This window comes from Salinispora cortesiana (assembly GCF_000484695.1).
In the GTDB taxonomy this organism is placed as follows: domain Bacteria; phylum Actinomycetota; class Actinomycetes; order Mycobacteriales; family Micromonosporaceae; genus Micromonospora; species Micromonospora cortesiana.
Genome location: NZ_AXVR01000091.1, coordinates 1 through 9,826, shown reverse-complemented (window position 1 = coordinate 9,826; position 9,826 = coordinate 1). Strand labels below are relative to the sequence as shown.

Annotated in this window: 6 protein-coding genes and 2 pseudogenes; 5 read left to right on the top strand and 3 right to left on the bottom strand. The window is 64.2% G+C overall.

The window, feature by feature from the left end; all coding sequences use genetic code 11:
- Positions 1-501 precede the first annotated feature (501 nt).
- From K228_RS0123010 to K228_RS0123000, 3 genes and pseudogenes are all read left to right on the top strand, one after another.
- A pseudogene (locus K228_RS0123010) lies at positions 502-1,137 on the top strand (site-specific integrase); the annotation flags it as partial.
- Between the two features lie 979 nt (positions 1,138-2,116).
- Positions 2,117-3,166, top strand: a complete 1,050-nt coding sequence (locus tag K228_RS27800; RefSeq protein WP_080671684.1) for a Rossmann-fold NAD(P)-binding domain-containing protein — start codon at positions 2,117-2,119, stop codon at positions 3,164-3,166.
- A 120-nt stretch (positions 3,167-3,286) separates the two neighbouring features.
- Positions 3,287-3,796: pseudogene (locus K228_RS0123000) on the top strand (transposase); the annotation flags it as partial.
- 178 nt (positions 3,797-3,974) lie between these two features.
- Here the strand turns inward: K228_RS0123000 and K228_RS0122995 are convergent.
- The gene (locus K228_RS0122995; RefSeq protein WP_029723912.1) at positions 3,975-4,325 is read right to left on the bottom strand and encodes a group II intron maturase-specific domain-containing protein; all 351 of its coding nucleotides are present in this window, start codon (positions 4,323-4,325) and stop codon (positions 3,975-3,977) included.
- The gene (locus K228_RS28545) at positions 4,292-4,918 is read right to left on the bottom strand and encodes a reverse transcriptase domain-containing protein (protein ID WP_029723911.1); all 627 of its coding nucleotides are present in this window, start codon (positions 4,916-4,918) and stop codon (positions 4,292-4,294) included. The genes K228_RS0122995 and K228_RS28545 overlap by 34 nt, the downstream gene beginning before the upstream one ends.
- 1,334 nt (positions 4,919-6,252) lie before the next feature.
- On the opposite strand from K228_RS28545, the gene K228_RS30065 reads away from it, so the two are divergent.
- Positions 6,253-7,260, top strand: a complete 1,008-nt coding sequence (locus K228_RS30065) for a calcium-binding protein (protein WP_025620512.1) — start codon at positions 6,253-6,255, stop codon at positions 7,258-7,260.
- Positions 7,261-7,550: 290 nt separating this feature from the next.
- Here the strand turns inward: K228_RS30065 and K228_RS0122980 are convergent, their stop codons facing one another.
- Positions 7,551-8,840: an NsdA family TPR-like regulatory protein gene (locus K228_RS0122980; protein WP_483826421.1), complete on the bottom strand. Its 1,290-nt coding sequence runs from the start codon at positions 8,838-8,840 to the stop codon at positions 7,551-7,553.
- 549 nt (positions 8,841-9,389) lie between these two features.
- On the opposite strand from K228_RS0122980, the gene K228_RS0122975 reads away from it, so the two are divergent.
- Positions 9,390-9,826: APC family permease (locus tag K228_RS0122975; protein ID WP_029723910.1), on the top strand; the 437-nt coding region annotated here is incomplete at its 3' end.

Sequence of the window (9,826 nt, the reverse complement as noted above, 5' to 3'; positions counted from 1 at the left end):
TGGCCAGGGGGCCGGTGATGACACCGGTGGACAGGGCCAGACCAGCAACACCAAGGACGCTACGACGCAGAATCGTGTTCATGATGTGTGCTCCATTCGGGGGTCGACGCCCACGCCCGAAAGGGGGTTCAGGGTGGGTGCGAGCACCGTCGGGCGCTCAACAGAACAAGAAGAAGATCCTCAGGCAACCGCGGCCCTGCGGGGCTCTCACGGTGCCGGGTCCAGATGTAACGACCGGCGGGCCGCCATCATTCCGGGGCTCACGCACGGGCGACACCCGCCCACCTGGCGGGGCGCCTCCTCGATCGTACGCAGGGTGTAACGCCCCGACGCCGGCCGGGATTCCGCCACCACCGTGCCCCGACCACACCCCAAACAGGCATCAACCAGACAGTGCGACGGTCCAACTTTCCCATAAACGCCCATACACACCTTGCGGCCATGCGTACTGCGACACCTCATGTCCCCGGGGCAGGCCAAACACGGAAACTACGCAGTCCCCCGACTGGCCGCAGCGGACGACCATCAAAGTCACTCACCTTCGACCAGGCCCTGGCGCTCCTGGTCGCCGCCGAAGGCAGCTCCCTGCACGCCTACATCGTGCTTTCACTTCTGACGGGCGCACGCACCGAAGAACTACGCGCCCTCACCTGGGCACGCGTTGACCTGGCGGGCGACCCGAACCGCAACCCACCAACGCCACCAGCCATCCAGGTCTGGCGTTCGGTCCGCGTCGACGGAGACACCAAGACCAAGAAGTCCCGCCGCACACTAGCTTTGCCAGCCTGGTGCGTTAGCGCCCTCACCGCCCACCACGAACGCCAGGGCCGACCTGATGCTGACTGCCTCGTCTTCGCCTCCACCGCCGGCACAGCCCTCGACCGGCACAATGTTCTTCGGGCCTTTCGCCCGGTCGTCGCCAAAGCGGACCTTGATCCGCGCGACTGGACCCCACGCGAGCTACGACACAGCTTCGTGTCCCTGCTGTCCGACAGCGGCATGAGCATCGAACAGATCGCCGACCTCTGTGGGCACTCTGGTACGACCGTCACCGAGGGCGTATACCGGCACCAGCTCAGACCGGTGCTCTTAAGCGGCGCGATCACCATGGACCGGCTCTTCGGCGCTGAGGCATAGTCACTCAGCTAGTCACCCAGCCATAAGCAAAGGGCACATCCATCAATCGGATGTGCCCTTTGAACTGCGTCGGGACGGCCGGATTCGAACCGACGACCCCTTGTTACCGGCCGTTATGATCTGGAACCTGTCATTAGCTACCGAATTCTTGCACTGACCTGCACGAACGCCGCCATCTCGTGATCATTGCTTGTCACCGATTATCAATACCCGGAAGGGGTTTTCGGGGGGTAAAAGGGGGCATGAGTTCGACGGCAGGCCCGGCGCCGTCTGGCGGTGGGTGACGAGCGCATGCCGCCAGGCCGGGCTACATCGAGGTCGCCAATGTCTTCCGCGCTCTGCGAGCAGCCCGGCCACGCTGGTCGGGCAGGAGGAAGAACGCGATCATCCCCCGCGACGTGTGCCCCTTCTATGGCCCGCCCCTGCGGTCCGTGCTGCTGGTGACACGAGGGCTAGCAGATCCGGCCATGATCAGGGAATCATCCACAGGCACCGGAGCTATCCACAGCGCAGGTCCCGGCGCTGGCGAGCGGTAGGGCCCGCGGCGAACCTGAACAGGTCGACGAGGTCACCGCTCGGCTGCTGGCCACAGCCACCCGCAGGTGGAGCAGCCTTGGCCGCAGGCCACCGACAAGCTGGTCCCCGCAGCGATACGCCCAGTTGCGGGGACCAGCCCGCGTGGGGGCCAGCCAACTGGGGGCGTCAGAACCTCGTCCGTCGCGTCCCGCGCTCGTCCCGCGCGTACCGTCGGAGGGTGGACGTGCTGCTGCACAGCGGGCCAGGCGACGGGCAGGGTAGTGCCCGTCGGCGGTGAAACCGTCGTGTGGCGGGCGTGCCTGTACGACATCACGCCGGAGTACGGCCACCGGCACGGCCGCGAACTACGGGTCTACCGGCACCTTCCCGACTGCTGCAAGCGCTAATCCCCGAAGTCAACGCGAAGGTGCTTGGGACTACCGGAGGGGACGCGCTCTCGGGCATGATCGTCATCATGAGGCTGCTGGTGCTCGGTGGGACGTGGTTTGTAGGACGGGTAGTTGCCGAGCAGGCGGTAGCCAGAGGCTGGGACGTAACGATCTTCAATCGCGGCTGGTCAGGTCACGCTCCGACGGGTACGGCTGAGATTCACGGTGATCGAGAGAACGTAGTTGATCTGAAGAGGCTCGCGGCGAGTGGTCCTTGGGATGCGGTCGTTGACGTGCACGGGAGCGTACCTACGGTCGTTCGGGACAGTGTTCGGGCGTTGCAGTCGGTCGTTGAGCGGTACGTTTTCGTGTCGACCATTAGCGCGTACCGGGCGTGGCCGCATGAGCCGGTAAGCGAGGAGTCGGCGCTTCATCCGGGAAACCCGGACTGGGATCCTGGCTTCCGCCACTGGGACGCTGTGGCGTACGGGCCGCTGAAGGCTGGCTGCGAAGCCGCGATACGCCGCGACCTGCCGGAGGAACAGTCATTGATCCTCCGGCCAGGTGTGGTCCTTGGTCCTTATGAGTACGTCGGGCGGATGCGGTGGTGGTTGGGGCGTGTCCGACAGGGCGGTGGGGTGCTGGCACCTGGTGATCCCGGCAGAACCATTCAGCCTGTCGATGTTCGCGACGTTGCTCGCTTCCTGCTGAACATGACTGAGTCGAGGCAGAGCGGTATCTATAACGTGGCACCGCCGGCCGCCGGGGCCACATTCGCGGATCTGCTGCATCGTTGCATCGCGGTGACTAAGGCTGACGCTGAGGTCATGTGGGTTGACGAGGACTGGCTTACCAAACACAGCGTACGGCAGTGGACTGAGCTGCCGTTGTGGCGCAAAGGTGCAGGAACATGGGCGATGGACACGCGCCGGGCGCGGGAAGCCGGCCTGCGATGTCGTCAGCTAAGCGACACGGTGGCAGACACGTGGTCCTGGTTGAGCCAAGGCGGAAAGCCGGTTGCGCACGAGCGTGACGCCGAGCATGGCATCACGCTTCACAAGGAGCGAGAACTGCTCGCCGCCGCCGTCCGAGATGGGGCCATCGTGGCCCGAACCCGCCCCTAGCCTCGGCCCTTCGTTAAGGGCTGCCCAAGGAGTGGACCGCAAACGAGGAAGTGCCTTCTGATCAGGGAAAATAGGACTTGCTGAGGGTCCGATGTTCCTGTCACGGAAGGCACTTGCTGGATGAAGGCTACCGCAACACGTCCGAAGATCATGGTGACCGGAGACGGGCGGGGCGTTGTCGGTCACGCTGGTGCCCGGCTGCTCGCTGATCTGGCCGATGCGACCGGCCTGACCAGCGCGTTCAGCCACGCCCTTGCGGGTCTGCGGCAGCGGCAGCGCGGGCATGATCCGGGCCGGATCGCCGTCGATCTTGCCGTGATGCTGGCCGACGGTGGTGAGGCCATCGCTGACCTGGCAGTACTACGAGACCAGCGGGCCCTGTTCGGGCCGGTGGCCTCCGACCCGACCGCGTGGCGGCTGTTGTCACAGCTCGACGACACGGTGCTGGCCGATCTGCGGTCTGCGCGGGCACACGCCCGGGAGATTGCCTGGGCCCAGCACGCCGAGGTTCGCGGTGACCTGCCGCAGCCGATGGTGGCCGGCCAGCCGGTTGATGGCCTGGTCCTGGACATTGACGCGACCATCGTGGTCTGCCATTCCGACAAGGAGTCGGCGACGCGTACCTATGAATCCATGCTCAAATGTAGGGTCGGGAGCTGGCGCGGTGGCACGTTCTGGGTGTAGGTCCGGCAGCCTTTGAGTGCCGGTGGTTTCCCGCCCGGTTGTCCCACTGCCGTGACCGTTTCCAGGGTGCTCCGTTTCCAGCTCCCGCCCGTCGAACCGTGCGTGCGGTTTTCCCGCACACGGCTCACCGACGTCGTTCACCGCCGGCATTCGGTCTGTCCCGTCGCCAAGGCTTGAAGGGCCTCGGTGCGACGACGGTTCCCACAAGCCCGATCAGGCCCAGTTCGTTGCCGGAGTAGGCCACGATCGACCACCCGAACTCGCGGCTACGTTTGTGCCGCTTCCGCAGCACGATCGCCAGCCGCATCTTCGCGTAATCCCTGATCTTGCCGAAGGGTCGGGCCGAGTTGCCGTACTTGAAGCACCCGGCCCAGCCGCGCAGGAAGATGTTGATGTCCTGCACGATCCACTCCACGGGCAGCAACAGCCGGGACCGGTCGGTTACCTGCCGGATCCGGTCTCGGGCGTGTTGCATGGCCTTGTTCGCGGGCCAGCGGGCCAGAAGGTGACCTGCTTGGTCCCGGTCCGCGCCCACGCGCGCACCAGCCGGTGGTGGAAGCCGAGGAAGTCCACGCCCTCCCCGCCGACCTGCAGATGCACGATGCGGGTCTTCGCCGCCTTGGGTTCCAACCCAAGGTCGGCCAGCAGTTCCGTCAACCGCCCGAGGGCGGCTTCGGCCTGCTGCCGGGACGAGCACATCACGATCGCGTCGTCGGCGTATCGAACCAGTACCCCGTGCTCACGCGTCGACCATGCCCGATCGATACGGTGCAGGTAGACGTTCGCCAGCAACGGCGACACCACGCCGCCCTGCGGGGTGCCGGTCACTTCCCGCCGGACCACACCGTGTTCCATCACCCCTGCGCGCAGCATCGCCCGCAGGAGCCTCAGAATGGCCTGGTCGCAGACGCGTTCCTCAACCGCCTGCATCAACTTGTCATGCGGAATCGCCGAGAAGCAGTTGGCGATATCCGTCTCCACCACCCACCGCCTGCCCCGCCAGGACTCCTCGACGAGTACCTGCAAGGCATCGTGCGCCGAGCGTTTCGGGCGGAACCGAAGCTGCACGGCAACATGTCGGCCTCGAAGATCGACTCGAGCACGATCTTCACCGCGGCCTGCACGATACGGTCCCGAACCGCGGGAATCGACAGCGGACGCCGCTCGGTCGTGCCGGGCTTCGGGATGAAAACCCGACGCGTCGGCAACGGCCGATACCGGCCCCGCTGCAACTCCACGGCCACCTCGTCAAGAAGCCGGGCAACCCCGTACTCCTCAACCTGGGCCAGGGTGGTCCTATCGATGCCCGGTGCACCCTTGTTACGGCGCACCGCGACCCACGCCCGCCACAAGACGTCCCTGCGGAAACCTTGTCTCGCAGCGCATGGAACCGACGCCCGGGATCGGCCTTGGCCGCCCGGTACAGCGCATGCTGCAAAGCACGAACCGGGTCCAACACGGACCCCAACGCGGCGGAACTAGCCGAACCGGCACTCACCGGGCTCCCCTTCATCAGCGGCACGCATCGACGAAGTAGCGGCCCTTCCCTCACCGGCGGTTATGTTGTCCGCTCGGCTCCAGCAGTACTACGGCCGCCTCCGACTCCCTCCCGACACGAGATCCACTTCCCGGCGTAAACCGGTTATAGGACCCGACACTCCGGCACGCATCCGCAGCACACCGGGCCGGGGAGGGCCTCCCCAGTTCCCGCCGCCACCATCTGAACGTTCCGCGCCCCATACGCCGGGGAGTCCTTCGCGGCTGCAATCCAGGAGCTACACCGCTTCCATGGCCTTCACCCTGAATTCGGGGGCTCGGCACTCCCTCTGCCCCACCCAACGGGCGAGACCTCTAACGACGCCGCAGGCTTCGCGTCATGCTACGGACCGCTCAGTCGCTCCCCCTGACAGGGCTTTCGACGCTGGGCTTCGACCCGACCCGTTTCCAGACCAAGCCGCCAGCCTGCTACCGGGCCTCCTGGCAGCTACCCGGACCGGACTCACACCGGCAGGCGACGACGAGCTTACGACTCCAGATGAGCTACACACTCACCTCCAGGTCCGCTGGGCGCACGAAAGACCGAGGCTAGAGGGATCTGGAGGCGTAGCACCGCCCGCCCCCACCGCACCCCTGACCGGGGCTCGCCCATTTTGATCAGCCAGGATCAGCGCTCCTGTACCTGGTGTTAGCCGACGGCATTCGCGACTAATGCTGATCTAATCGGAATGGGACGGTGGTCCTAAAAAATATAGCTTCTATGCAGCCTGGGGCAGCCAAAACGGCCGCGGCCTGGCAAGGTCTACCGTCGGTGCGACGATCCACACCGTAGACCTACGAGCAGGAGGAGGTTGATCACAGTGGTTCGACGGCAAGACGCTTTGCGGTGGGCCTCACGGGCGTGCATGGTGATGGCCCTAGGTAGCGGCATCGGCGGCACGGTCACTGGCCCCGCGAATGCAGCGGACACCTGTCCGCACGAGGGAACGCCGGGGCCTGGCATCGTGATTGAGGGGACACCAGGACCTGACCGGCTCTGCGGAACCACAGGCGACGATGTTATCTACGGCGGCGGCGGTGATGACCACATCATCGGAGGAACCGGAAATGACATAATTTACGGCGATGACGGCAATGACACAATCATTGCCGGTGCCGGCAACGATACCGTCTACGGTGGCGCTCGCGGCGATACCATCATTGGCGACTACCCACAGCACTATTATGATTGGTATGACGTTGAGCGGCCAGCTCCCGAGGACGCCGCCGATCACATCTTCGGCGGTTCCGGTGGGGACCGCATCAGGGGTGAGGAAGGCGACGATGTCATCGACGTCGGCGACAGCTTGAACGATGAAATGTGGATCAGTGAGCTCGCCAATGGCGGTACAGGAAACGATGTCCTGATTGGAACCGGACCCACCTACAGCAGTTCATTTCATGGCGACGAGGGAAACGACATTCTCTACCCTTACCCTTTCCGCACAGCTGCGAATACCGCCAACGGTGGCGCGGGAAGCGACGTGGCAATCTTGGTCAACATGACGCGATACACATTTCCAGACCAGGCCAATCTCAACGGAACAAATGAAATACCGATTGGCTCTTCCTGTGTTGTGGTGGACCCCTTGACCGGCAACGAGGACACGGGGTCGGTAACGTGCACATTGCCATGGCCAAGAAGTCTGTCCGGCCTGGACGAGATCTTGGACGTCAAGGTCAGCGTGGATGAGAATGGCAAGATCACCTGGAGTGGCGAGCTATATGACGGCCTTGCAGGTCTTCAGGTGGACTCGTGGCGAGCCCTTGCCCAAGGCGGCGGCGTTACGGCCGACATCTGCCTTTGCGACCCGCTGGTCCAACTCGGCACGATCCCACCCTCTGGGCACATCCCCTTCGACTACACTGTTTGATAGAACCGATCCCCGCATCCCGACCCGCTCACAATGCCTCGCGCGATTCGCTGGTTCCGACCCCAGCGTTTAGGTGATCTTGAATGCCGGCGGCTGCTCACCTCGGGCAACCCCGCAACCCGTCGCCATCCTGCGAGCAGAGCACCAGGTGTCGAGACAGGTGCGAAAGCGCGGCTACCCGCGCACCGACAGGGGGCAACAGCGGGCGGTGGGTCGCGCGGCTGACGCGGCCCACCGCCCAATCAGGCGGAGCGCAGGGACGACGTGGCTATCCTGCCCGCTAACTAGGCTCAAGGGCTCGAAGACGGCAGAGCGCGGGCGGCTGTGGCGTCAGCCACGAACGCCTCTGCCTGCCCTGTCAAGCGCGCGGCAGCAGGGCTACCCCGGTAGCGGCGGCCCGCAACTGTCGTTTGTACTCGTCGCGCTCGTTGCACAAGCCTGCTGGTGCGAAGGCCGACTGGAGCGAGCAGGAGTTGCTCCATGTGATCAGCAGCGTCGGCCAAGTCATCTGAGTAGATCCGGGCAGCAGCGAGGTCGGCGTGCGCGCCGTAGACACCGCCGTACCACCGTTGGTCTGCTGACACACTCGCGTATAGATCAAGCGCGCTACGAGCCGCCCTGGCGGCAGCGTCACCGTCTCCCAGCGCCAGGTAGGCCGCTCCGGCGCAGAACGCGGTGCGTGCTGGCGAGAACACGAACTCACCTCCGAGAGAGTCGTATGTCTCGTCGATTCCCGTGCGGGCGTCCTCAGCAGCCGCGAGGGCTCGCTTGGTGGCGGTTGCCTCACCCATGAGCGCGAAGCATCGGGCCGAGACGGCGTGCAGACGAACCGCGATGGTCCCGACGGTGCTGCCTTCCAAGCCGACTTCTGCCAGGCGCGCACCGCGACTCGGTTCCCCTGCCCAAAACGCCAAGGTGGCCTGAATCGCGCGAGCGAGACCCATCGCGCTCACGTTGTTGATCAGCTTGCCGTAGGTGTGAGCAGCGCGGGCGTGTTCGGTTGCGGCGTCAGACACCCCAAGGTCGAACGATACACCGGCCAGCAACGCGGATGTCTGGCTGAGGATCAGGTACAGAGGCTCCTGTTGCCCTGGAGCGTGAGTGTGTTCGAGTAGCCGGTCGGCCGAATCACGCAGCTTACGGAGGTTGTAGAACAGCTCCAGCGGTGGTGTCGCAGCATACTGTCGTGCGTATATGCCGACCCGCTCCGCCAGGGCCTCAATTGCCTCTGAGTCAATGTAGTTGGCGACGTTCGACGAGTGGTCGGCGGCGTCTTCAGCAGCTCCCATGACGATCTTCCTTATGTCCAGTGCCACGCTAGGCGACTCGATGTGCTGCACAGTCGGCGTTGGCTGAAGAAGCTCGGCTACTGGCCGTTGCCAGAAACGCTCTGACACGCGTTGGGACGAACCACGCGGCATCACTCCACCGCTCATCCAGCGATGGAACTGGCGCAGTGACAAGGTCCCGGGCTCCTGCATCTGCGCTGCCAAGGCGTTCCAGGCGGTCACGATCTCCGTGTAGCTGCGTGTGTCACGTCCTGCGAGTGCAGCTAGCAGCGTCGGATGGGAGTCGGGCATGTCCATCGTCCTTGGAGTCGGGGGCGGGACTGGCCGTGCATGGTCCACAGTAGGGCTGGCACTACTCAATTTCTCACAGGATGACCAAAAATGGCAGGCCAATGTCAGCGTTACGACATCGACTATCGCTGCCATTAGAAGCCATGCTGGCCTTCAGCTTCGATCACCGGCGTACGTCGGTAGTTGCCACAAGCAGTCCCGGTGTGTCTTGGGATCGAAGCGGCGCCTGAGCCGTTCCCGTTTACTACCCGACCAAGGGGCGAGAATGCCTCGCTGTTGTGGCCGCCAAAGCCGCAGCGGTGAGTGAACAAGACAGCACCACACGTGCTGCCTTCGAACCTCGCGAGCGTTCATGTCGTCGTGCCTGTTTGAACGATGGCAGCACTCGGGGATGCCCCTAGGTGGCACATCCGCCCACCTGAATCGCTTCATCAAGCCGGCTTTAGAGCTAATACGTTAGTGGCCGGGCGGTTAGTTGCGCGCCGTCAATCCCGCCCGGCACAAGGCAAATCTTGTCGTAATCTCTTGAACGGAAAAGGAGTTCAGCGGGTGTCGTTTCCAGCCGATGAGGTACAGCGGTTCGGTTATCGTCAGGAGTTGAGTCGGCAACTCCGGTTCCGGGACCTGCTGGCGTATGGGCTGGTGTATATGGTGCCGATCGCGCCGATGGCGATTTTCGGTAGTGTGTATGCCGGTTCTGGTGGCATGGTGGCGCTTGCCTATGTGATCGGTGTGGTCGCGTTGGTGTTCACTGCGTTTTCGTATGCGCAGATGGTACGGGCGTTCCCGATGTCGGGCAGCGTTTACAACTATGCGGGTCGGGGTATCAGCCCTCCAGTCGGTTTCCTCGCCGGGTGGGTGATCCTGCTGGACTATGTGCTCGTGCCGGGCTTGCTGTATTTGGTGGCGTCGGTGGCGATGCACGCGACCGTGCCAGTAGTGCCGGTGTGGTTGTGGCTGCTCGGGTTCGTCGCGGTCAACACGAT

Bases quoted from the DNA above. Each gene is read 5' to 3' on its own strand.
- K228_RS27800 (WP_080671684.1), top strand. From the start codon at position 2,117: ATGATCGTCATCATGAGGCTGCTGGTGCTCGGTGGGACGTGGTTTGTA.
- K228_RS0122995 (WP_029723912.1), bottom strand. From the start codon at position 4,325: ATGCAACACGCCCGAGACCGGATCCGGCAGGTAACCGACCGGTCCCGG.
- K228_RS30065 (WP_025620512.1), top strand. From the start codon at position 6,253: ATGGTGATGGCCCTAGGTAGCGGCATCGGCGGCACGGTCACTGGCCCC.
- K228_RS0122980 (WP_483826421.1), bottom strand. From the start codon at position 8,840: ATGCCCGACTCCCATCCGACGCTGCTAGCTGCACTCGCAGGACGTGAC.